Consider the following 23,836-nt stretch of genomic DNA (forward strand, 5'->3'; position numbering starts at 1 on the left):
AGTTTAAGCTACTTCTTCTTCAGTTTCGATTTTTTTCGTTACTACTTGACGATTATTATAAGTACCATCAATTAAAGAAACGTGATGCGGAAGTTTATATTCACCAGTGTGAGAGTCAACTATTACATTAACTTTACCAAGTGCTAAATGTGAACGTCTCATATTACGTCTTGATTTTGATGTTTTCTTCTTTGGAACTGCCATTATTTACCTCTTTTATTAAAAAGTATTTGTCAAATTAGTGAAGCAGTATATTATAATCTTATAATAAAATCTAGATAAAATTAAATTTATGAAATTTTTCTTAATATTCGTCTCCACTATATTCGTCATTTTTTCCTTAAGCGGTTGCCAAACTATTGAAAATAGAGGGCAATCTATAGATGACTCAGCACTTACAAAATTAGAAGCAAAAAAACTAAGTAAAACAGAAGTGGTAGAGCTAATCGGTACTCCTACCATGATTCCAGAATATTCTCAAGATACCTGGTATTATGTCGAGCGAGTGATGTCACAAAGAGCTTGGCTTAATCCTAAAATCGTAAAACAGAGAATAGTAAAAATTACCTTTGATAGTCGTAATTTAATGCAAGAGGTTGTTGTAATTGATGATTCACATAGACATGATATTGAAACGATCAGTGAATATACGAAAACATACGGCACTGAACTTCATGGCTTACAAAAATTCGTTAAAAACCTAGGTAGATTTAATAAAACTACTGGTGGAAATAAGAATAAAAGCAAGAAAAAGAAATAAGTTGTTGTACTGTCATCCTGCGTAAGGCTTGCCTTGCGTGGATACCGGCTTTGTTGCATAAATAAGCTTTTGAATATACTGCCCCTAACCCCGCAATGCTAGCCTAGCCAACAGGCACAGAGATAGGTTTACCAATTTCAAACATTTTGTTTAATAAGTGGCATTTAATAGACATTTCTTTTGTCATATTTTGATCATGTCTTGATAGAAACTTACTACCAAAAGGGCTCTGTCTCATCAATTGTGTAAATTTCGTGAACCATTAAATTCTACCATCAAATTTGATCATAAAATGAGCCATAGCTTCATTCCAATTGGGGATAGGCATAGACCATTTTTTGGTAATATAATCAATTGTCAGATATAAAACTTTAAATACTGCGTCATCATTTGGAAAGATGCGTTTATTCTTAGTAACTTTTCTCAATTGGCTATTCAGCGATTCTATCGCATTTGTAGTGTAAATAATCTTACGAATCTCCTTTGGATATTGCAAGAAAATTATCAAATTATCCCAATTATTATACCAAGATTTAGCTATATGCGGATATTGCTTACTCCATTTTTGATCAAATGACTCAAGAGCTAATTCTGCTTCTTTTTCAGTAGCAGAAGTATAGATTAGTTTCAAATCCGCTGCTAATTGCTTTCTATCTTTATATGATACATATTTGAGGCTATTCCTGATCTGATGGACAATACAAATTTGATGTTCAGTTTTCGGATATACTGATGCAATAGCATCAGACATACCAGTTAGATTATCACTACAAGCAATTAAGATATCTTTTACTCCTCGATGCTTCATTTCAGTAAAATTACCAAGCCAAAATTTAGCTCCTTCATTCTCACTTATCCATAAGCCTAAAATATCCTTTCTGCCAGATAAATCTATTCCTAAAGCTACATATACTGATTTATTAATAATAAGTTTATCTTGTCTTACTTTCACTACTAAACAGTCAAAATATACTATAGGGTATACTGATTCAAGAGGTCTACTCTGCCAAATCTTGACCTCATCTATTACTTCATCTGTAATCCTGCTGATTAGGCTCTCACTGATCTCAGCTCCATATAATTCTTGCAATTGTGTTTTAATATCAGACACACTCATACCCTTCGCATATAAGGATATTATCTTTTGGTCTAAGCCATCTATTCTTGTTTGTTTCTTTGAGACTATTATAGGTTCAAATTTACCTTGTCTGTCTCTTGGAACATTTATCTCTATAGTACCATTCTCACTAATCAGATTCTTACTAAAACTACCATTCCTCGCATTCTCAGTTTCAGCTCTATCATACTTGCTATAACCTAAATGTTCTGACATCTCAGCATGCAGTGCTCGCTCTAAAATACCCTTGGTTAATTCCTTAATTAATCCATTCTGACTTAGTACTGTTTTTAAATCTACTCCGCCTTCTATCAGCAAATCTATTGCTTCATTTATTTTTTTATTCTTCTCTATTTGCATTTCTGTTACCTATATTTTTAATTACTTCTAATATAGGCTCAACAAAAATTTACACAATCATTGCAAAAGACTCACCAAAAGAAGTTTTAAATCGAAAGAACGTGTTCTCTACACGCTCCCTTCTACCATAATTATTCTTTACCCTCCATGCTTGGTATCCTTTGTTTTGTTGATATATAACAGCTGCATCTCTCTCAGTTTTATCCCTAAGCGATTGAACTTTTACTGAAGAGTTTGGGGGTCTAATAACTGGTTTTATCTTCTTCTTTCTCAACAATTGATATGTAGATTCACCGTCATACCCTCGATCTCCCAGAAAATCCTTGGCTCTGACATTAGCTATTAGTAGTCCAATCTGTGATCTATCATCTATAGTATGCTCTGTGGTACTATCGGCAAGTATCATACCTTGATCTTCTATAACGATATGTAGCTTTTTCCATATGCGACGCTTATATTGCTTACCATGCTTATTTTCTAGCCATTCGTTCCCTGTGTAGGCTTGTATCCCTGTACTATCCATTGAAATACAACTAAATTCTTTATCTTGATTTCCATGTAAATACCTAAGATCTAATGACTTCATACGCTTACTTAATGTTGTATAGTCTGGACATCTAATAGATAAACCCGATATTTCAAAGAGCCAGTTTATAAAGCCTTGGGTTTGGCGTAACTTAAGACCGAATAAGCATCTGATCTTCAAACACTGTAATATAGCGTGATCACTATAGCGTCTAGGTCTTCCTCGTTTCATTTCCTCTCTGTAATCAGCATACCAGCCAATCGCCAAATCACTGGCAATCATAAAATCTATGCGACCCCTATTGCGTAAAAAATTATTATATTCTGACCAATTCGTTATTTTATATTTAGAATACTTGCGTGATTTACTAAAAGGGGCTTTCTTCCGAGATCTCATATAATCTGGATTATTTTTAATTCAGGACATCTTACCAGATTATCACCACTCTTGCTCTACAAATCTTATTTATGCAACAAAGCCATACTACCAAGGCTCTTAGCTAATTCAAGTAAACCTAATTTTGGTTTTATTATTTTTTGATTTAAGTTCATTCTTTATCTCCATTTAATAATTAATTTATTTTACTAAATGTAAGATATAATCTCAACTATTACACTTTATAAGTTTGGTTATCTTTTTGTCAAAACTTCAGTGATTAGGCTCTCACTGATCTCAGCTCCATATAATTCTTGCAATTGTGTTTTAATATCAGACACACTCATACCCTTCGCATATAAGGATATTATCTTTTGGTCTAAGCCATCTATTCTTGTTTGTTTCTTTGAGACTATTATAGGTTCAAATTTACCTTGTCTGTCTCTTGGAACATTTATCTCTATAGTACCATTCTCACTAATCAGATTCTTACTAAAACTACCATTCCTCGCATTCTCAGTTTCAGCTCTATCATACTTGCTATAACCTAAATGTTCTGACATCTCAGCATGCAGTGCTCGCTCTAAAATACCCTTGGTTAATTCCTTAAATGATGCTCCTCGCAGCAGAGCTACGAGGTATCTAAAAAAGTTTTAGTTGTTTCTTATGATATCACGAAGCAGAGCTTCGGGGAATTAAACCCTGAGAGATTAATCCATTCTGACTTAGTACTGTTTTTAAATCTACTCCGCCTTCTATCAGCAAATCTATTGCTTCATTTATTTTCAGGAGTTTCGCACTTAGCAAAGTTGCGAATCAGTTAAAAGCCATCTGATATTGTTTTGAATTGATGTTTTTATAACTTCCCAAGTTTGTTGATATAAAGTAATGTTTTCATTTATCCTCCTTTTATTCATATCAAGCCAGGCAAATACTGCAAGGCAAATATGATTTCTTTGAGCTCGGCCCGTGCGTGCCTGACAGCGTTCAATACCACAAGTTTGTTTTAATTCTCGATGATAAACCTCTATAGACCAACGTGCCTTAACAATTTTCTCTATTTGCTCACGTGTGGGATTTTCCAAGTTCGTTGTTATGTAATCAATGCGACCATTCTTTGCCACAAACTTAAATACCGTAACCCAACCGTATCCACGTAGGTGAATTTTTAGCCCCTCATCGGGTATCTCTAAACTTTCCAAGCTAACATTATGATTAACTTTTCTATTTTTCCTTAGGGTGGTAACCCATAGCCAGCCTAAATTACGTATATGTTTTAAATTCTCCAACCCGCTATACCAAGCATCCATGACTATGGCATCAGGATTGAGACCTCTTTCTTTAGCTAAAGTAAGCATATCACAAAAATGCTCATTCTTTGTTTTACCATCAGTGTCTTTATCATATATTCTATAATCTACGGGAGTAGATTGAGCAATTTTAGTATTGTAATGTAGTAAGTTTACCATTCCTATACCAGGTATAACATCATGTACAGCTCCAGAATATTGATAACGTACAAGCTCAATCTTCTGACTGTATTGCTTTGATAATAAGGTGTCATCCCCCACTAATAAACACGGTGCTTCCCAATCTATATATTTTGACACTTCCTTATAGATTTCGCTAGGACGAAAATCCTTACTCTTTAACCATCGACTTGCACTATCGTGAGATAGATCTACTGGACTCACTTCAGATAATGCCTTGCTAGTATATCTGACACTACTTGCTTGTAAAAATGATTTATATAAGTCCTTGCTACATTTTGTTCTTGTCATTTTTATCTAAAACTATTTTTCTCTAGATTAACATACTTTTTGCTAAGTGCGAAACTCCTGATTTTTTTATTCTTCTCTATTTGCATTTCTGTTACCTATATTTTTAATTACTTCTAATATAGGCTCAACAAAAATTTACACAATCATTGCAAAAGACTCCCAAATGATGACGCAGTATTTAAGGTTTTATATCTGACAATTGATTATATTACCAAAAAATGGTCTATGCCTATCCCCAATTGGAATGAAGCTATGGCTCATTTTATGATCAAATTTGATGGTAGAATTTAATGGTTCACGAAATTTACACAATTGATGAGACAGAGCCTCAGGCAAACCTTCTTATAAAGCATTGCAACAAAAACAGTTAAAGCTTTTTGGATAGATACCTCGTAGCTCTGCTGCGAGGAGCATCATTTAAATTCAAGCAGCATCTGACCTTGGACCACATTATCCTTTTCGCTTACGAAAATTTTGGCTATTTTCCCGTCACGTTCGGCTAAGATGATATTTTCCATTTTCATAGCGGTTAAGATCATAATTTCCTGCCCTATTGTTACTTCTTGTCCTTCTTTCACTTTAATTGATGAAATTTGACCGTTAAGAGGAGCTTGCAGTTCAGCATTTTCTTCTGTTACTACTTTCGAAACCATTAACCCTTCAAGTTCTGAAATACGAGGGGAGCGAACAAAGGCTTTTACGCTAATACCAGCATGTGATAGTAAATAACCAGTTCTGATATTTTCAATTTTAATATTTGTCTTTTTGCCATTAATTATGGCTACAAAAAGCTCATTACCTAAATTCCAGTTACTACGAATATATATTCGGTCACTTTCATGGCGTATATTATAGCCATTTTCAACAGGCGTAATTAGAACGGGGAATAATTTATCGTCAATCGTTACCACCCATCTAGTACCGATTTTATTAGCTTGGTTATTGATATTTCCAGAAATTAAAGAAGCACGTCTTTGCTCAGATATATAAATAAAAATAGCGGTTGCTAAAAATACTCCCGTTACTTCTGATGTTAGACTTGCACCGGAAAACCCATCTGGATATTCTTCTTGAATAAAAGCAGTAGAAATATCACCGCTAACAAAACGAGGATGAAGCATCACTGCTTCTAAGAAACTAATATTATGAGAAATACCATTAATAATGTAAGAGCTTAAGGCAGAACGCATTACCTCAATTGCCTGCTCTCTTGTTTCGCCGTAAGTACATAATTTTGCGATCATCGAATCGTAGAACATGCTAACTTCACCGCCAAGTCCAATGCCCGTATCTATACGAATATTTGGGCTTTTTACAGGTTCAGAATACGCCGTAATCCTACCACTTGAAGGCAAGAAACCACGACTTGGATTTTCAGCACAAATTCGTGACTCAAACGCCCAGCCCTTTAACTTTACGTCATCTTGCGTAAATGATAATTTTTTACCGGCAGCAATTTTTATCATTTCCTTAACGATATCTATACCGGTTATTAATTCGGTAACAGGGTGTTCTACCTGCAATCTCGTATTCATTTCTAAGAAATAGAAATTTCTCTCACTATCTACTATAAACTCAACAGTACCTGCAGAGTAATATCCAACCTTTTTAGATAGCGATATTACTTGCCTATACATTTCTTGCCTTATTTCTTCGGTAATGAATGAGCTTGGAGCCTCTTCAATTACTTTTTGATGGTGACGCTGTATTGAACATTCACGTTCCCCAAGACATACGCTATTGCCATACTGATCAGCAAGCAGTTGAATTTCAATATGACGAGGTCTTTGGATCAATTTTTCAATAAACAACCTATCATCACTAAAACTATTACCGGCTTCAAGCTTGGCAGATTCAAAAGCATTTGCCATTTCAGAAGGATTATTTACCACCCTCATACCACGCCCGCCACCACCGGCAGCTGCTTTGACAATCACCGGAAAGCCTATTTCTTTTGCGATATCTATTGCTTGTTTAACATCATTTATAGTTCCCATATAGCCAGGAACAGTACTAACTCCCGCATCTATTGCTATTTTCTTTGCTTCAATTTTATCACCCATTTTCTTTATAGTAGCAGCATTAGGACCTATTAAAACTACTCCCTCTCTTTTAAGAACATTGGCAAAATTAGGGTTTTCAGATAAAAAGCCATAGCCGGGATGTACGGCATTTGCACCGCTTTCACGAATTGCCGAAACAAGATTCTTAATAGATAAATAGCTCTCTGTTGCAGGTGAATCACCTATATAATAAGCTTCATCTGCATGCTGAACATACATTGAGTTTGTATCGGCTTCAGAATATACGGCAACCGACCTTATCCCCATTCTTCTTAAAGTACGGATTATCCTAACAGCAATTTCGCTACGATTAGCGATTAAAATTTTATCAAATAAAGGTTTAGGCATAGTTTTTTGTTTATATTATTATGAACTTTAATAATGTCATTCTTTCATAGGGTTGGCGTTATTGCGTAGAACGTATGTCATTCCCGCTTAAGGCTTGCCCCACGTGGATCGAAAAGCACCCTCGGTGTCATGCCGTGGCTTGACCACAGCATCTATAAAACAATTAAAAATACTAAATTTTATTAGTATTTTTAACTGGATCCCGTGGTCAAGCCACGCGGGATAACATCAAATGCGTCTTACCTACGCAAGGATGACAGCTATAACGGCAAATTATCATGCTTCTTCCAAGGCAATTCTATCTTTTTAGTACGTAAAAAATTTAGGGCTTTACATATTCGCCATCTTGTATTTTGTGGTCTTATTATATCATCTAAATAGCCTCTAGATGCTGCAACAAAAGGCGATGTTACTACTTTTTTATATTCATCGATTTTTTGTTTTTTAGCCTCCGGATCTTTGCATTCTTCCCTAAATATTATTTCAGCAGCTCCCTCTGCCCCCATCACGGCAATCTCGGAATTAAACCAAGCATAATTTATATCGCCTCTAAGATGCTTAGAGTTCATCACTATATAAGCTCCGCCGTAAGCTTTGCGAGTAATCACGGTAATTTTCGGCACTGTTGCTTCAGCATAAGCATATAAAAGTTTAGCACCATGCTTAATAATACCATCATGCTCTTGCGAAGTACCTGGCAAAAACCCCGGCACGTCAACAAGACTTACTATAGGAATATTGAAAGCATCACAAAATCTAATAAATCTTGCTGCTTTTCTTGAAGCATTAATATCTAAACATCCCGCTAAATGCAATGGTTGATTCGCAACAAATCCTACCGGATAACCTTCCATATAGCCAAAACCAATGATGATATTCTTAGCAAAATCCGGTTGTAATTCAAAAAATTCTCCCTCATCTACAATACGCTCGACAAGCTCTTTCATATCATAAGGTTTATTCGGAGTATTAGGGATTAGAGTACTTAAAGACATATCAACCCTATCAGCAGGGTCAACAGTAGGACGAATAGGAAGGGGACTACGATTAGATGACGGCAGAAAATTAAAGAACCTACGAATTTCTAGCAATGCTTCTATGTCATTATTAAATGCAAGATCAGCCACACCGCTTTTGGTAGTGTGCATACGTGCACCGCCAAGTTTCTCTTGGCTTACGTCCTCGCCAGTAACGGTTTTTACTACATCAGGACCGGTTACAAACATATAGGAAGTATTTTTAACCATGAATATAAAATCGGTTAAAGCAGGCGAATAAACAGCACCGCCCGCACAAGGACCCATAATTAAGGTAATCTGAGGAATAACACCTGATGCTAAAACATTACGCTGGAATAGCTCACCATATCCAGCAAGAGCATCCACACCCTCTTGAATTCTTGCACCACCTGAATCATTAATGCCGATTACGGGAGCACCAGTTGCTATAGCTTGATCTAAAATATCGCAGATCTTTTTAGCATGATACTCACCAAGTGAACCGCCAAGCACTGTAAAATCTTGGCTATAAATAAAAACTAATCTACCATTTATTGTGCCATGACCCGTTACAACACCATCACCTAAAAACTTCTTATCATCCATCCCAAAATTTTCGCATCTATGAGCTACAAACATTCCTGTTTCGGTGAAACTATTAGGATCTAGTAATACTTCTATTCGCTCACGTGCTGTTAACTTATCTTTCTTATGCTGGGTATTAATTCTATCTTCACCACCCCCTTGCCTCGCAATATTTTTTTTCTTGTCAAGTAACTCCGCAGAGATTATATTACTTTGATTCATAGATATTTATAATTTTATTTTTCAAAATATCCGTAGTATAATGCAATAATGTTAGCGTGAAAAGATAATTATTTATGTCATCTACCAAAGATAGCAAAGAACAAACTATAAAAACTAAAATAAAGCCTAATTTTAGCAATTTATCATCTGCTCTAAAAAAGAATTTACAGAGACGAAAAAAAGCTAAGGAAGAAAAACCTAACAAATGATGCTCCTCGCAGCAGAGCTACGAGGTATCTATCCAAAAAGCTTTAACTGTTTTTGTTGAAATGCTTTATACTGAAGTTTTGACAAAAATTCTAATTTTTCTGACTAAAGTAAAAATTTATATCTAAAGTTAAATATTTAGTGCTTTTATCATCTTAAAAGCGATATTTCTACAATTTAAAGTAAATTATTTGATATATAATACAAATTATAGATTGATACACTCGCCACTTTTTTTAATCTCTCAGGGTTTAACCGCATAGCGAAAATCTAGGGAGCTTGCTCCCTAGATGGATAGCGTTATAATATAAGCGTTGGCATATTATAATTTAGTAGAATGGAATTGAGGCGTAATAGTCATCATGTTTTTAGAATAATGTATCACTTTGTGTGGATACCAAAATCAACTAAACGCAATGGATAAAATTGAAAAAGAAACAAAGCAGTTTAACCTGTTTTGAAACTCGGTCGCTTGCGGCCGAGTTCTTCATTTCCCCGAAGCTCTGCTTCGTGATATACTACTTGAATGGAAGAAAGCAGTTATATACATAAGAGTCATAATGTCACAGGGTAAATTCCAGTATTAATTAAGCCAGATTTATATTTTCTTCCCATACCTCATTGGGTGTTTTATAACCGAGCACTTTTCTTGGTAAATTATTTAAAAAATCCTCAATTTCTTGTAATTGCTTTATTGTTAATTTTTTTATATCTAAAGATTTAGAGTATACTCTGTGCACCATTGAGTTAATCTTCTCTATCAATGGTTTTTGCCATGGAGAATAAGGATTGCAAAAATATACTTTTCGTTCAGATTTTGGCAATAGTTGTTCATGATTGGTAAATTCTTTGCCATTATCTAACGTTATGCTTTTGATTATATGCGACAATTGTTTAAGTTTTTTATTCATGTTACCAATCACATCTTGTGTTCTTTTTGAACGGTTTAAAGTGAGAAACACTTTTTGTGTTCTGATATCCACAAGAGCGCCTATATTACGACTTTGATTACCTTTGTTAAAAGTTAAATCACCTTCTAAATGACCTATTGCTGCTATCTTTCTATTTATCTCTGGTCTTTCAGTAATGGAAACTCGATTTGGTATTGTAATTCTTTTGTTTCTGATTCTTGTACCATGATGCAACCTATTTTTCCTTTTTCTTGCTAAAGATAAATATAATTTTTGCCTTTGTGCTATAGGAGATGTATAAATAAACTGGTATATACTCTCTGTAGAAATATTGACAGTATCTCGTGATAGTTTACGTCTACCTGAAATTATATCTGGTGAAATACCCTGTGTTAACTGCTTTATTATTTCTGCTCGTAAATTATTATCAATATCTAATTTTCTTTTTCTCTTACCTTGCCTTAAACTGCAAGCAAGTGTGTTAGCCCTATCTGGTCTATAATTATGCCTCATTCTCTTGAGTTCATAACATATAGTGCTTTTATCACGGCCAATCTTTGTCCCTATATATCGCGAGCTATAACCACTCTTATTCATTTCGTATATTTTAAATCTTTCATTTATCGTTAAATGAGCCATGATATATCTATATTTAAATGATGCTCCTCGCAGCAGAGCTACGAGGTATCTAAAAAAGTTTTAGTTGTTTCTTATGATATCACGAAGCAGAGCTTCGGGGAATTAAACCCTGAGAGATTAAAAATTGATTATATCTGGCTTAATTAATTATAGAACTTTCCCAGTACTAATATATCATTTAGTAACGCCGGCAAAGTATAGAAGAGTAATATTCAATCAAGAACTAGATGATTATTTGTGTAAAATTTGTGAGCACATAGAAGATCGTTATGAAATTAGATTTTTAGAAATAGGAGTAGATAAAGATCACGTACATTTTTTATTACAGTCAATACCAATGTATAGCCCAACAAAAATAACTCAAATCATAAAAAGTATTACTTCTAAGAAAATGTTTGAGAAATATCCAAATCTTAAAGAAAAATTATGGGGAAGTGAGTTTTGGAGTAAAGGATATTTTATGAGCACAGTAGGTAAACATGGTGATGAGCAGAAATTACGTAATTATGTACAGAATCAAGGGATAGTGGACTAATGGTATGGACCTCCTGATATAGAGAATGAAAAGCAGTTGCTAATCTTCTAGGGTTAATATTTAACATATTAAAACAACAATTAAGGAGGTCCATATGGAGGTTACTACAATTGGTATAGATATTGCAAAAAGAATTTTTCAAATTCATGGTGTAGATAAAAATGGCAAGACAGTATTAAAGAAAAAATTGATGAGAGATCAGGTTTTGACATTTATGGCTAATTTACCACAATGTTTAGTAGGGATGGAAGCTTGTGGTGGTTCTAGTTATTGGGCAAGAGAAATAACTAAATTAGGGCATGAAGTAAAACTAATGGCACCGCAATTTGTCAAACCATATGTTAAAACTAATAAAAATGATCAAGCAGATGCTGAAGCGATATGTGAAGCCGTGACAAGACCTAATATGAGATTTGTTGCAATTAAAACTATAGAGCAACAAGAAATTTTATCAATACATAGGGTAAGAGAGAGATTGGTAAAAAATCGTACAGCACTTGCTAATGAAATTAGGGGGCTACTACATGAGTTTGGTTTTATTGTTCCTCAAGGCATTAATAAGGTTATCACAAAATTAATTGAGATTTTAGATGCAGGGAAATTAAGCCAGTTAAGTTATCAAACATTTAGTGAACTAAAAGAAGAATTCTTAGATAATAACAGAAAAATAAAAGAGATAGAAAAACGATTAACAATGATAGCAAGTAACCTAACTCAATATCAACGATTAAGAGCTATACCTGGTCTTGGTTTAATTACTGCTACTGCTTTAATAGCATCAATAGGTAATGCTACAAGTTTTGAGAATGGCAGGCAATTATCGGCATGGCTAGGATTAGTGCCAAGACAACATTCAAGTGGTGGGAAGGATAAGCTGCTGGGAATTAGCAAGCGAGGTGATGTATACTTACGCACTTTATTAATTCAAGGGGCTAGAGCTGTACTAAATGCCAAGATAAGATTTACATCGGAAGAACAGAAATCTAAAAAAGATTTTAGCCAATTTACGAAATGGATGTTTAATTTATCTGAGCGAAGTAGCCATAATAAAACGACAGTTGCCATAGCTAATAAGTTGGCAAGAGTGGTGTTTGCTGTACTAAGATCAGGAGATGATTATGTAGAGAGTAAAGTTTGTAGCTAAAGAGTGTGTAGCATAGCACTTATAAGTAAAATAAATGGTGATTTATATAATGAATAGGTAAAAGCAAAACAATATGTAAGAGATTCCAACCCGAAATATGCTTGAGATAATTAATATTGATGGTAAATAAGACAAACCTTAGCTTACAAAAAAACTGCGTTTTTCAGTGGCTCTTTTAGAAGCCGATGGACTGATAAGTATATAGTTTGTAAGCCAGCGAATTCCATCAGGGCTGTAGAATAAATTAGGTTGATTTATCAGCTATAAGCCGGATACATGACTGCATTTGTTTGTTTTTATTATTGATGTTATTTTTTTCTTGCATTCTACAGGAGGTCCATACATGAAAAATCAAGACAAAAAAATGAGTAGTATGTTTTCCTAATTTTTCGATTATCAGGCAGCAATTTGCTGATAATTTTGCATATAATTCAGATATACATTCATAGGCTTTTTATAACCAATACTTGAATGAAATCTGTGATAATTATATTTATTCAGATAATGATCAATCCCCTCTTTTAACTCTTTAACATTGTTAAAATCATTAATAAAGATACAATTATATTTTAAAGTTCTAAAAAACCTTTCTATTACTATATTATCAATACTTCTACCTTTGCCATTCATTGAAATTTGGATATCATGCTCCTTGAGAATATTTATGTGGTCATAACTGGTATATTGGCTACCTTGATCACTATTAAATATCTGTGGAGCGTTATACTTACTGAGAGCTTGTTTCAAGACATCAGTTACAAGAGATGCATCCATAGAATTTGACAGTTTATAGCTCAATATGGCCTTGCTATGCCAATCTATAATAGCTGCCATATACATAAAGCCACCATTAGTTCTAATGTAAGTAATGTCACCACTCCAAACCTCATTCACATTAGGCACATACACTTGCTTTGTTGAGCCAGATTTAGTCCAATATTGATCAAGTAAGTAGCTATAGATCTTATGCTCACTATCGTTTCGAGAAGTAGATTTTTTCTTATGTGGGTAAATAGCTTCTATACCCATCATCCTCATATATTTCAGTACTCGATCTTTACCGACAATAAAACCATCTTCTAGTAACTGTTGATGAATATAGCGATAACCAAATTCAGGATTATCTGTATATATTTCATCTATTCTATTTAAAATACTTAATTTATTTATACTCATCTCCTTGGATTTATAGTAGGCTGTAGATCGACTAATCTTTAATAGTTCACACTGTCTTGATTTTGAGAGTTGATTTAGCTTGGAGTGTACAAGACTCTTTTTATTTGATAAATCCAAGCTTTTGAGCTTTCCCACGGCCCAGTCCCTCTCAACTGTGATTCTACCAAGAGCTTTAGCAAGTTCATCATTTTGCTCTTGTAAATGATTTATTTGTTCTTGATATTCACTCAAAACTTTAGCTGGTTCAAAAGCTAATGCCGCATTACCTAAAAACTGTTTTTTCCAATTTTGAATTGTTTTAACACTTATTGCATATTTTGAAGCTAACTGACCAAGTGTCGACTCCTCTTTTATTAATTCTAATACTATCCCCGTTTTTTCTGAAGCACTGAAAATTTTTACTTTATTTTTCTTCATCTTTCCTCTTAAGTTTATTGCTATTTATTCTAACTTATTGCGGAAACACACTCCTTCATTTTTTTGTCCAATTTTTTCATGTATGGACCTCCTGTAGAATGCAAGAAAAAAATAACATCAATAATAAAAACAAACAAATGCAGTCATGTATCCGGCTTATAGCTGATAAATCAACCTAATTTATTCTACAGCCCTGATGGAATTCGCTGGCTTACAAACTATATATAGCTAACACGGGAAGGTTTTTACCATTGCTGCCGTTATTGCATCACGAAAATCTTTAAAGTTTTTAATAATTTTTCTCAAGTAATTTTTAAAATTAGCCCAACAGTGTTCAATAGAATTTAAATCTGGAGAATAGACCGGTAGATAAATAAGAGTACAACCCGCTTTTTCTATTAATTCCTTTACCAACGGTGACTTATGAATACTCGCATTATCCATTATTACACATTGTCCAGGTTTTAGTGATGGGCATAATAGCTCACCTACCCACTGATTAAATAATTGCTTATCAATATAACCGGAATGCTCTAACGGAGCAATTAATTCTTTGGTGCCCTTATTATAACCAGCAACTATATTTACTCGCTCAGTAGCAAAACCTGCTTGCTCTGAGTAAGCTCTTGTTCCTCTTTCTGACCATCCGTACAACATGGTTATATTATTACTTACCCCCATTTCGTCACAATACACAAGTTTATCAGATGCTATTTGATCAATATATTCCACAAATTGTTTTCTAGCTTCTTCATCCCTGCCTTTGTATTTTGGCTCTTTTTTTATATGTAATTTTCATTCTATGAAGCGTGTCATAAAATGTGCTCATTGGCAGCTCGGGCGCTACTGCATCTCTTATATCTATAGCTCGGCTATCAGGATTATTTGCTAAAAATTCAATTATATTCTCCTTATTAGTAAACCTAGCATCACGTCCACTTTGCAGATGTTGTCTTGAGCTGTAGTCTCCATTTTCTTTATAACGTCTAATCCAATTTGATATCGTATGACGCTCTATACCTAATAAGTCTGATATTGCTTTTATTCTATATTTAGAGGTTTTGTGAAGACTGATTACCCTATCTCTTAAATCCTGACTGTATGCTTTCATCTCTACCGTAGTTAAAATCATTATCTTACATTATTCTAAGGAATAATTCTAGTCGCGTTAGCTATACTTATCAGTCCATCGGCTTCTAAAAGAGCCACTGAAAAACGCAGTTTTTTTGTAAGCTAAGGTTTGTCTTATTTACCATCAATATTAATTATCTCAAGCATATTTCGGGTTGGAATCTCTTACATATTGTTTTGCTTTTACCTATTCATTATATAAATCACCATTTATTTTACTTATAAGTGCTATGCTACACACTCTTTAGCTACAAACTTTACTCTCTACATAATCATCTCCTGATCTTAGTACAGCAAACACCACTCTTGCCAACTTATTAGCTATGGCAACTGTCGTTTTATTATGGCTACTTCGCTCAGATAAATTAAACATCCATTTCGTAAATTGGCTAAAATCTTTTTTAGATTTCTGTTCTTCCGATGTAAATCTTATCTTGGCATTTAGTACAGCTCTAGCCCCTTGAATTAATAAAGTGCGTAAGTATACATCACCTCGCTTGCTAATTCCCAGCAGCTTATCCTTCCCACCACTTGAATGTTGTCTTGGCACTAATCCTAGCCATGCCGATAATTGCCTGCCATTCTCAAAACTTGTAGCATTACCTATTGATGCTATTAAAGCAGTAGCAGTAATTAAACCAAGACCAGGTATAGCTCTTAATCGTTGATATTGAGTTAGGTTACTTGCTATCATTGTTAATCGTTTTTCTATCTCTTTTATTTTTCTGTTATTATCTAAGAATTCTTCTTTTAGTTCACTAAATGTTTGATAACTTAACTGGCTTAATTTCCCTGCATCTAAAATCTCAATTAATTTTGTGATAACCTTATTAATGCCTTGAGGAACAATAAAACCAAACTCATGTAGTAGCCCCCTAATTTCATTAGCAAGTGCTGTACGATTTTTTACCAATCTCTCTCTTACCCTATGTATTGATAAAATTTCTTGTTGCTCTATAGTTTTAATTGCAACAAATCTCATATTAGGTCTTGTCACGGCTTCACATATCGCTTCAGCATCTGCTTGATCATTTTTATTAGTTTTAACATATGGTTTGACAAATTGCGGTGCCATTAGTTTTACTTCATGCCCTAATTTAGTTATTTCTCTTGCCCAATAACTAGAACCACCACAAGCTTCCATCCCTACTAAACATTGTGGTAAATTAGCCATAAATGTCAAAACCTGATCTCTCATCAATTTTTTCTTTAATACTGTCTTGCCATTTTTATCTACACCATGAATTTGAAAAATTCTTTTTGCAATATCTATACCAATTGTAGTAACCTCCATATGGACCTCCTTAATTGTTGTTTTAATATGTTAAATATTAACCCTAGAAGATTAGCAACTGCTTTTCATTCTCTATATCAGGAGGTCCATACCATTAGTCCATTATAAGGTTCAGGCAAACCTTCTTATAAAGCATTTCAACAAAAACAGTTAAAGCTTTTTGGATAGATACCTCGTAGCTCTGCTGCGAGGAGCATCATTAATATTGATATGCAAATTATAAAAATTTTTCTTATAGCTAACGCGAAAAGGTTTTTACCATAGTTTTTGTATTTACTCACATATTCACCAGATCTAAATCCTATTAAACATTGCTGGACTAACTTTAAAAACTGTTTACATAAAATTATTGATCAATGCCTAAGTTTTTCCTAATCTGTGGTAGAAACATTTCCGTGTTAGCTATAACATTTGAGTTATCAATTTATTTTTCTATTTGTTGTGGTTGAGAATTTGCTGCTTCTACTTCAATAATTTCGGATTTGGAAGAAACAATTTGATAGCGTTCAAGACTTGCAGGTAGCGTTTTATTTCCTGAATCAATACCAAGTTTTTGGATATTCTTAACTCTTGACATAAAATTACGATTAAAAGAAGCCGCAAACTTATCATAATTAGTAACCATATTATGTAGATTATTACCAATTTTTTGAGAATAATCTGCTATAGTACCAATAGAGCTTAATAACTTTCTTACCTCTTCAATGATTATGTTATAATTTTCTGAACGACGATGATCGGTAATTTGAAATTTTGCGAATGACAGCATATTCATAAGTCCACTAGGTCCTACTGGAAAAATACTACAACCCCAAGCTTTTTGTAAAAAATTAGGATCGGCTGCAATAACTTTCTCGACCGCCTGTTCAGTGGGTAAAAACATCAAAGTAATGACATTGTTATAATTCTGCTCTTTTTTATTTAAGTCAGCTAAAATATTTTCAGCATAATCTTTATTAGCTAACGATTTTAAATGATAATTCATAGTTTTGCTAAGATTTCCGCTATTATCCTGCTCATCAACCAAAAATTTGGAAGCTTTTGAATCAATCACCATCAAATTACCGGAAGGCAGAAAAATAAGTGCATCAGGTCTTAATTTAGTACTATCTGAGGTAGTTAAACCATATTGCATGATGAAATCTAAATTAGAACGTAATCCTGATGATTTTAAGATATTTTCGAGAGTAATCTCAGCAAGTAGCCCTGCCCCAATAGGCGAAAGTAACGATTGTTTGATTAAGTCCACTGTGCTTTTAGATTGCTCAATATCTTTGTTAAGCGTTCCTACCATAGTAATTAAACGCTCAAACTCACTATTAAACTTTCCAGAAGCAGTAGCAATATTTTTCTCAGCTAGCTCTCTTGCTGCTGTGTTTTCCATTTTATGGATTTCGATAAGTTGCTTGGATAAATCCTTGCCTAGATCAAATAAAGCAGCTTTAGCCGAAGAAAAGGACTCATTGCGTATTTTTTCCGAATCTTTAATAGATTGTTCTTGATACTCTACTCTGCACTTTAGTTGCTCGATTTTTTGTAAGTAAGCTATTTTTTCTTGATTAAGTAGCTGATTATTATTAGTAATTTCCAAATTTTGATCTGTTAAGAATTGTAGCTCTGTTTTTAAAGTTCTAACTTTTATATAAAACCATATATTTAAGCTCACTAAAACGAGTAAAACTATTGCAGCACTTGATAGTAAATAATTCATAAAATATGATAAGCAGTTTTAATCCCTGTTGGGTTAAATTCCCCGTGGCTTGCCACGATTATTTGAATCAAAGCAGGACGGTCCGCAGGAAAATTTGCCGTAAATACCCCGTAGGCTTGCCTCGGGAATAGGCAAATTTAGTTCTGCGAATTTATTTTTAATTATACTTGATCTTTTTAAATTTGCACTATTTATTCTTTTTAAGAAATAGTTAAAAATTTAAAAATGATGCTCCTCGCAGCAGAGCTACGAGGTATCTATCCAAAAAGCTTTAACTGTTTTTGTTGAAATGCTTTATAAGAAGGTTTGCCTGAACCTTGATTCTGTACATAATTACGTAATTTCTGCTCACATGACTAACGAATATTAGAATTACCCTCAACGAACATTAAAATTACCTATAAAAAAGAAGTAACTATGGACAGTAAAATCGAATAAAAATTTATTTTTAAATATTTAAATATTATTCGAGAATTACTGATGACATGTACAAATAACCAAGTAGGTATTTTAATGCAAAAGATCAAAAAATATAATCAGATAATTTCTGCTGCAAAAGCAGGTATGAGTGTAAAAACGGCACGTAAGTATTTACGTATTAATAAGTATCCAAGCGAATTACGCACAATACGTAAATATAGGACACGTAAGGATCCATTTGTGAAGCACTGGGATGAAATAGAATCAATGCTAGAATCAGCACCGGAGTTGCAAGCAACTACCATATTAGCATATTTGACAGAAAAGTATCATGGGAATTATAATGGGAAGCAATTACGCTGTTTGCAGAAAAGGTTGAAACAATGGAGAGCTGCACATGGTAAGGATAAGACAGTAATCTTTTTACAAAATATTCTTCCTGGCAAACAGAGTCAGTCTGATTGGACGAGTCTTTTGCAATGATTGTGTAAATTTTTGTTGAGCCTATATTAGAAGTAATTAAAAATATAGGTAACAGAAATGCAAATAGAGAAGAATAAAAAAATAAATGAAGCAATAGATTTGCTGATAGAAGGTGGAGTAGATTTAAAAACAGTACTAAGTCAGAATGGATTAATTAAGGAATTAACCAAGGGTATTTTAGAGCGAGCACTGCATGCTGAGATGTCAGAACATTTAGGTTATAGCAAGTATGATAGAGCTGAAACTGAGAATGCGAGGAATGGTAGTTTTAGTAAGAATCTGATTAGTGAGAATGGTACTATAGAGCTAAATGTTCCAAGAGACAGACAAGGTAAATTTGAACCTATAATAGTCTCAAAGAAACAAACAAGAATAGATGGCTTAGACCAAAAGATAATATCCTTTATATGCGAAGGGTATGAGTGTGTCTGATATTAAAACACAATTGCAAGAATTATATGGAGCTGAGATCAGTGAGAGCCTAATCAGCAGGATTACAGATGAAGTAATAGATGAGGTCAAGATTTGGCAGAGTAGACCTCTTGAATCAGTATACCCTATAGTATATTTTGACTGTTTAGTAGTGAAAGTAAGACAAGATAAACTTATTATTAATAAATCAGTATATGTAGCTTTAGGAATAGATTTATCTGGCAGAAAGGATATTTTAGGCTTATGGATAAGTGAGAATGAAGGAGCTAAATTTTGGCTTGGTAATTTTACTGAAATGAAGAATCGAGGAGTAAAAGATATCTTAATTGCTTGTAGTGATAATCTAACAGGAGTTTCGCACTTAGCAAAAAGTATGTTAATCTAGAGAAAAATAGTTTTAGATAAAAATGACAAGAACAAAATGTAGCAAGGACTTATATAAATCATTTTTACAAGCAAGTAGTGTCAGATATACTAGCAAGGCATTATCTGAAGTGAGTCCAGTAGATCTATCTCACGATAGTGCAAGTCGATGGTTAAAGAGTAAGGATTTTCGTCCTAGCGAAATCTATAAGGAAGTGTCAAAATATATAGATTGGGAAGCACCGTGTTTATTAGTGGGGGATGACACCTTATTATCAAAGCAATACAGTCAGAAGATTGAGCTTGTACGTTATAGCTAACACGGAAAGGTTTTTACCATAGTTTTTGTATTTACTCACATATTCACCAGATCTAAATCCTATTAAACATTGCTGGACTAACTTTAAAAACTGTTTACGTAAAATTATTGATCAATGCCTAAGTTTTTCCTAATCTGTGGTAGAAACATTTCCGTGTTAGCTATATCAATATTCTGGAGCTGTACATGATGTTATACCTGGTATAGGAATGGTAAACTTACTACATTACAATACTAAAATTGCTCAATCTACTCCCGTAGATTATAGAATATATGATAAAGACACTGATGGTAAAACAAAGAATGAGCATTTTTGTGATATGCTTACTTTAGCTAAAGAAAGAGGTCTCAATCCTGATGCCATAGTCATGGATGCTTGGTATAGCGGGTTGGAGAATTTAAAACATATACGTAATTTAGGCTGGCTATGGGTTACCACCCTAAGGAAAAATAGAAAAGTTAATCATAATGTTAGCTTGGAAAGTTTAGAGATACCCGATGAGGGGCTAAAAATTCACCTACGTGGATACGGTTGGGTTACGGTATTTAAGTTTGTGGCAAAGAATGGTCGCATTGATTACATAACAACGAACTTGGAAAATCCCACACGTGAGCAAATAGAGAAAATTGTTAAGGCACGTTGGTCTATAGAGGTTTATCATCGAGAATTAAAACAAACTTGTGGTATTGAACGCTGTCAGGCACGCACGGGCCGAGCTCAAAGAAATCATATTTGCCTTGCAGTATTTGCCTGGCTTGATATGAATAAAAGGAGGATAAATGAAAACATTACTTTATATCAACAAACTTGGGAAGTTATAAAAACATCAATTCAAGAGTCTTTTGCAATGATTGTGTAAATTTTTGTTGAGCCTATATTAGAAGTAATTAAAAATATAGGTAACAGAAATGCAAATAGAGAAGAATAAAAAAATAAATGAAGCAATAGATTTGCTGATAGAAGGTGGAGTAGATTTAAAAACAGTACTAAGTCAGAATGGATTAATTAAGGAATTAACCAAGGGTATTTTAGAGCGAGCACTGCATGCTGAGATGTCAGAACATTTAGGTTATAGCAAGTATGATAGAGCTGAAACTGAGAATGCGAGGAATGGTAGTTTTAGTAAGAATCTGATTAGTGAGAATGGTACTATAGAGCTAAATGTTCCAAGAGACAGACAAGGTAAATTTGAACCTATAATAGTCTCAAAGAAACAAACAAGAATAGATGGCTTAGACCAAAAGATAATATCCTTATATGCGAAGGGTATGAGTGTGTCTGATATTAAAACACAATTGCAAGAATTATATGGAGCTGAGATCAGTGAGAGCCTAATCAGCAGGATTACAGATGAAGTAATAGATGAGGTCAAGATTTGGCAGAGTAGACCTCTTGAATCAGTATACCCTATAGTATATTTTGACTGTTTAGTAGTGAAAGTAAGACAAGATAAACTTATTATTAATAAATCAGTATATGTAGCTTTAGGAATAGATTTATCTGGCAGAAAGGATATTTTAGGCTTATGGATAAGTGAGAATGAAGGAGCTAAATTTTGGCTTGGTAATTTTACTGAAATGAAGAATCGAGGAGTAAAAGATATCTTAATTGCTTGTAGTGATAATCTAACTGGTATGTCTGATGCTATTGCATCAGTATATCCGAAAACTGAACATCAAATTTGTATTGTCCATCAGATCAGGAATAGCCTCAAATATGTATCATATAAAGATAGAAAGCCATTAGCAGCGGATTTGAAACTAATCTATACTTCTGCTACTGAAAAAGAAGCAGAATTAGCTCTTGAGTCATTTGAGCAAAAATGGAGTAAGCAATATCCGCATATAGCTAAATCTTGGTATAATAATTGGGATAATTTGATAATTTTCTTGCAATATCCAAAGGAGATTCGTAAGATTATTTACACTACAAATGCGATAGAATCGCTGAATAGCCAATTGAGAAAAGTTACTAAGAATAAACGCATCTTTCCAAATGATGACGCAGTATTTAAAGTTTTATATCTGACAATTGATTATATTACCAAAAAATGGTCTATGCCTATCCCCAATTGGAATGAAGCTATGGCTCATTTTATGATCAAATTTGATGGTAGAATTTAATGGTTCACGAAATTTACACAATTGATGAGACAGAGCCTGATATGGAGCTATTGTTAACGATTTTTTATCGTTCATCTAGTTTTTGCATGATGATATTTTTGATTTATGTGGAGTTAGACACGATTTGTAAATGATTTGCAATGCATCGTAAATTCAAACCAATAGCAGAGATTATTGGATTGATAATATCTCCTATCATACCTTTCAAGAAGTTTCTACCCATCCGACCATATTGCTTTAAGTGACCTATTATTGGTTCTATGGCACTGCGTCTCTTGATCATAGACTTGTCCTCTTGTAACAACTTCTTCCGCGTTTTTGGGGTATATACCTTACTCTTCTCCTTTACATTGCTACCACTATACCCAAGATCAACAAATGATTTCTTTATCTTGATTCCAGTGACACTCTCTACTGCTTCAAAGCTCTGATGCAATGTATGACCATCATAAGGATTATTATGAAACGATTTTGCGGATAAAACAAAATTTCTACGACCACTTACTACTACCGCTACTTTATTGCCAAACTCATATGGCTTGTTGCGTTTTCCCTTTCCTATACACTCTACTTCAGGGGCATGAAAACTATATAATACTTTGTTATCTTCTTTATATTGCTTTTTAGCTTCTCTTTTTAAAACAGATTGGTTATGTATTTGTTTTATTTTTTGCAATACTTCTTGATTTTTGAGAGACAAGTTTAATTGCTTATTTTTGATCTCACGCTCACATACTCTAATCAAACGACCCAGTAATATTTTTAAATGCTTCATTATTTTCCAACGCTTCTTGGCTTTACTATGTTCTTTATATTTCCATAGCTTTACTATATCGCGTTTATAGGTTCTAGCGTATGTTTCATTCAAATGTATACCCAAACTGTTGCAAAGCTTTACTATGCTAAGCCTAGCTTTATCCATTAAATAAACATCGTGTGGGTGTTTGATATTCTTAATTTGTACAGTCGTATCAGCGATGATTAATTCCAAATCTTTTTTTTTAATTGTGTTAGTTTTTATCCCAACCCTGATCAACTCCGATAATATCTCATTATATCCAGCTTCACCTAATACACTACGAAACCGTCGTATACTAGTTTCCGAGATAGCTATGTCTTTTTCTATATATTCCCACCCGCAGAAATACTGCCAATACATATTCTCTTTTAGCTCTTCCTCTGATAATGAATCTGAAAAATTATACATTGCTTGTAGCATCGTTATGCCAAGCATCACTCTATGACATTTTCTATTTCTACCAAATTTCTTAATACAAACATTTTTTGATAACCACTCTTCGAGCCTAGACCAATTTATTAATTCTCTTAATTTATATAGCTTATTATTTGGGTTTAATTCTTCTTTTAATTTATAACCAAACAGTTTCCCTTGTT

At 33.7% G+C, this 23,836-nt stretch carries 20 protein-coding genes and 5 pseudogenes; 9 read left to right on the top strand and 16 right to left on the bottom strand.

The window, feature by feature from the left end:
- Positions 1 to 3: 3 nt before the first annotated feature.
- Positions 4 to 204, bottom strand: coding sequence for a 50S ribosomal protein L32 (gene rpmF / locus AAHI98_RS15670; RefSeq protein WP_342226429.1), 201 nt, complete (start codon positions 202 to 204; stop codon positions 4 to 6).
- An 88-nt stretch (positions 205 to 292) separates the two neighbouring features.
- Between rpmF and AAHI98_RS15675 the strand changes: the two genes are divergently transcribed.
- Entirely contained in the window at positions 293 to 760 is a 468-nt protein-coding gene (locus AAHI98_RS15675) for an outer membrane protein assembly factor BamE (RefSeq protein ID WP_342226430.1), read from the top strand.
- A gap of 103 nt (positions 761 to 863) precedes the next feature.
- Here the strand turns inward: AAHI98_RS15675 and AAHI98_RS15680 are convergent, their stop codons facing one another.
- The 6 genes and pseudogenes from AAHI98_RS15680 to AAHI98_RS15705 all read right to left on the bottom strand — a co-directional run bounded on the left by AAHI98_RS15680 (position 864) and on the right by AAHI98_RS15705 (position 4,919).
- A complete protein-coding gene (locus AAHI98_RS15680) occupies positions 864 to 998 on the bottom strand; it encodes a hypothetical protein (RefSeq protein ID WP_342226431.1) in 135 nt (44 codons plus the stop codon).
- 24 nt (positions 999 to 1,022) lie between these two features.
- The gene (locus AAHI98_RS15685) at positions 1,023 to 2,237 is read right to left on the bottom strand and encodes an IS256 family transposase (RefSeq protein WP_342226432.1); all 1,215 of its coding nucleotides are present in this window, start codon (positions 2,235 to 2,237) and stop codon (positions 1,023 to 1,025) included.
- 49 nt (positions 2,238 to 2,286) lie between these two features.
- Positions 2,287 to 3,159: an IS5 family transposase gene (locus AAHI98_RS15690; RefSeq protein WP_342226433.1), complete on the bottom strand. Its 873-nt coding sequence runs from the start codon at positions 3,157 to 3,159 to the stop codon at positions 2,287 to 2,289.
- Positions 3,160 to 3,407: 248 nt separating this feature from the next.
- Positions 3,408 to 3,746: pseudogene (locus AAHI98_RS15695) on the bottom strand (transposase); the annotation flags it as partial.
- A gap of 64 nt (positions 3,747 to 3,810) precedes the next feature.
- Entirely contained in the window at positions 3,811 to 3,945 is a 135-nt protein-coding gene (locus AAHI98_RS15700) for a hypothetical protein (protein WP_342226434.1), read from the bottom strand.
- On the bottom strand, positions 3,939 to 4,919 hold the full coding sequence (locus AAHI98_RS15705) for an IS701 family transposase (RefSeq protein WP_342224659.1): 981 nt from the start codon (positions 4,917 to 4,919) through the stop codon (positions 3,939 to 3,941). Before AAHI98_RS15705 ends, AAHI98_RS15700 begins: the two co-directional genes overlap by 7 nt.
- 159 nt (positions 4,920 to 5,078) lie before the next feature.
- Here AAHI98_RS15705 and AAHI98_RS18860 point away from each other — a divergent pair.
- Positions 5,079 to 5,210 (top strand): annotated as a pseudogene (locus tag AAHI98_RS18860) (IS256 family transposase); the annotation flags it as partial.
- A gap of 122 nt (positions 5,211 to 5,332) precedes the next feature.
- Here the strand turns inward: AAHI98_RS18860 and AAHI98_RS15710 are convergent.
- From AAHI98_RS15710 to AAHI98_RS15720, 3 genes are all read right to left on the bottom strand, one after another.
- Positions 5,333 to 7,330 (bottom strand): acetyl/propionyl/methylcrotonyl-CoA carboxylase subunit alpha, encoded by a 1,998-nt coding sequence (locus AAHI98_RS15710; protein WP_342226435.1) that lies wholly within the window; start codon positions 7,328 to 7,330, stop codon positions 5,333 to 5,335.
- A 260-nt stretch (positions 7,331 to 7,590) separates the two neighbouring features.
- A complete protein-coding gene (locus AAHI98_RS15715) occupies positions 7,591 to 9,135 on the bottom strand; it encodes an acyl-CoA carboxylase subunit beta (RefSeq protein WP_342226436.1) in 1,545 nt (514 codons plus the stop codon).
- Positions 9,136 to 9,929: 794 nt separating this feature from the next.
- Positions 9,930 to 10,892, bottom strand: coding sequence for an IS30 family transposase (locus AAHI98_RS15720; protein WP_342226437.1), 963 nt, complete (start codon positions 10,890 to 10,892; stop codon positions 9,930 to 9,932).
- Positions 10,893 to 11,019: 127 nt separating this feature from the next.
- On the opposite strand from AAHI98_RS15720, the gene tnpA reads away from it, so the two are divergent.
- Together tnpA and AAHI98_RS15730 are read left to right on the top strand one after the other, a co-directional pair.
- Complete coding sequence (tnpA, locus tag AAHI98_RS15725) at positions 11,020 to 11,427, top strand: IS200/IS605 family transposase (protein WP_342226677.1); 408 nt, start codon at positions 11,020 to 11,022, stop codon at positions 11,425 to 11,427.
- A 94-nt stretch (positions 11,428 to 11,521) separates the two neighbouring features.
- On the top strand, positions 11,522 to 12,571 hold the full coding sequence (locus AAHI98_RS15730; protein WP_342224642.1) for an IS110 family RNA-guided transposase: 1,050 nt from the start codon (positions 11,522 to 11,524) through the stop codon (positions 12,569 to 12,571).
- 396 nt (positions 12,572 to 12,967) lie between these two features.
- On the opposite strand, the gene AAHI98_RS15735 is transcribed toward AAHI98_RS15730, so the two are convergent.
- From AAHI98_RS15735 to AAHI98_RS15755, 5 genes are all read right to left on the bottom strand, one after another.
- Positions 12,968 to 14,164, bottom strand: a complete 1,197-nt coding sequence (locus AAHI98_RS15735) for an IS3 family transposase (protein ID WP_342224663.1) — start codon at positions 14,162 to 14,164, stop codon at positions 12,968 to 12,970.
- Between the two features lie 228 nt (positions 14,165 to 14,392).
- Positions 14,393 to 14,896: an IS630 family transposase gene (locus AAHI98_RS15740; protein WP_342224695.1), complete on the bottom strand. Its 504-nt coding sequence runs from the start codon at positions 14,894 to 14,896 to the stop codon at positions 14,393 to 14,395.
- Positions 14,897 to 14,915: 19 nt separating this feature from the next.
- Positions 14,916 to 15,296 (bottom strand): IS630 transposase-related protein, encoded by a 381-nt coding sequence (locus AAHI98_RS15745; protein WP_342224696.1) that lies wholly within the window; start codon positions 15,294 to 15,296, stop codon positions 14,916 to 14,918.
- Positions 15,297 to 15,539: 243 nt separating this feature from the next.
- Positions 15,540 to 16,589, bottom strand: coding sequence for an IS110 family RNA-guided transposase (locus tag AAHI98_RS15750; protein ID WP_342224642.1), 1,050 nt, complete (start codon positions 16,587 to 16,589; stop codon positions 15,540 to 15,542).
- 424 nt (positions 16,590 to 17,013) lie between these two features.
- Positions 17,014 to 18,300: a DNA recombination protein RmuC gene (locus tag AAHI98_RS15755; protein ID WP_342226438.1), complete on the bottom strand. Its 1,287-nt coding sequence runs from the start codon at positions 18,298 to 18,300 to the stop codon at positions 17,014 to 17,016.
- A 480-nt stretch (positions 18,301 to 18,780) separates the two neighbouring features.
- On the opposite strand from AAHI98_RS15755, the gene AAHI98_RS15760 reads away from it, so the two are divergent.
- The 5 genes and pseudogenes from AAHI98_RS15760 to AAHI98_RS15785 all read left to right on the top strand — a co-directional run bounded on the left by AAHI98_RS15760 (position 18,781) and on the right by AAHI98_RS15785 (position 22,441).
- The gene (locus AAHI98_RS15760) at positions 18,781 to 19,203 is read left to right on the top strand and encodes a hypothetical protein (RefSeq protein WP_342226439.1); all 423 of its coding nucleotides are present in this window, start codon (positions 18,781 to 18,783) and stop codon (positions 19,201 to 19,203) included.
- A gap of 57 nt (positions 19,204 to 19,260) precedes the next feature.
- Positions 19,261 to 20,011, top strand: a pseudogene (locus AAHI98_RS18865) (IS256 family transposase); the annotation flags it as partial.
- A gap of 31 nt (positions 20,012 to 20,042) precedes the next feature.
- Positions 20,043 to 20,309, top strand: a pseudogene (locus tag AAHI98_RS15775) (IS701 family transposase); the annotation flags it as partial.
- Positions 20,310 to 20,481: 172 nt separating this feature from the next.
- Positions 20,482 to 21,177: pseudogene (locus tag AAHI98_RS15780) on the top strand (IS701 family transposase); the annotation flags it as partial.
- A 49-nt stretch (positions 21,178 to 21,226) separates the two neighbouring features.
- Positions 21,227 to 22,441 (top strand): IS256 family transposase, encoded by a 1,215-nt coding sequence (locus AAHI98_RS15785; RefSeq protein WP_342224727.1) that lies wholly within the window; start codon positions 21,227 to 21,229, stop codon positions 22,439 to 22,441.
- A 103-nt stretch (positions 22,442 to 22,544) separates the two neighbouring features.
- Here the strand turns inward: AAHI98_RS15785 and AAHI98_RS15790 are convergent, their stop codons facing one another.
- On the bottom strand, positions 22,545 to 23,825 hold the full coding sequence (locus AAHI98_RS15790; RefSeq protein WP_342226678.1) for an IS5 family transposase: 1,281 nt from the start codon (positions 23,823 to 23,825) through the stop codon (positions 22,545 to 22,547).
- Positions 23,826 to 23,836: the final 11 nt, after the last annotated feature.

The sequence above is a fragment of the Rickettsia endosymbiont of Urophora cardui genome, from assembly GCF_964030725.1.
Classification (GTDB): domain Bacteria; phylum Pseudomonadota; class Alphaproteobacteria; order Rickettsiales; family Rickettsiaceae; genus Rickettsia.